The sequence below is a fragment of the Corallococcus sp. AB038B genome, from assembly GCF_003668955.1.
GTDB lineage: Bacteria > Myxococcota > Myxococcia > Myxococcales > Myxococcaceae > Corallococcus > Corallococcus exiguus.
On record NZ_RAWO01000059.1, the window covers coordinates 1 to 574 of the forward strand.

Below are 574 nucleotides of genomic sequence, written 5' to 3' on the forward strand. Positions count from 1 at the left end.
GGGCTGGTTGCCTCCTTCGTGAAGACAAACTCACCACGGTGAACAATCCCCGCTGGCTCATATTTGCCGCCGGTTCCCGTAAATCCTCCGGTTGCAAAATGGAATTTCGCCGCAGCGGCCTGAATGGCTGTACCGCCTGACGCGGATGCGCCGCCACCAACAGCCCCGCCAATGGCGCTGCCGATACTCCCGACAATCCCCACCATTGCCTGCTTAAGCAGAATTTCTGTCATCATGGACAGCACGGAACGGGTGAAGCTGCGCCAGTTCTGCTCACTGCCGGTCAGCATCGCCGCCATATTCTGTGCAATACCATCAAAGGTCTGCGTGGCTGCACTTTTTACCTGCGACATACTGTCCGTGGCGCTCTCTTCCCACTCACTCCAGCCGGACTTCAGGCCTGCCATCCAGTTCCCGCGAAGCTGGTCTTCAGCCGCCCAGGTCTTTTTCTGCTCTGACATGACGTTATTCAGCGCCAGCGGATTATCGCCATACTGTTCCTTCAGGCGCTGTTCCGTGGCTTCCCGTTCTGCCTGCCGGTCAGTCAGCCCCCGGCTTTTCGCATCAATGGCGG

Annotated in this window: 1 protein-coding gene; it reads right to left on the bottom strand. The window is 58.5% G+C overall.

The genetic code is table 11. The features are described 5' to 3' along the window. The coding region (locus tag D7Y04_RS42535; RefSeq protein ID WP_121763058.1) for a phage tail tape measure protein at positions 1-574 on the bottom strand (574 nt) is incomplete at both ends.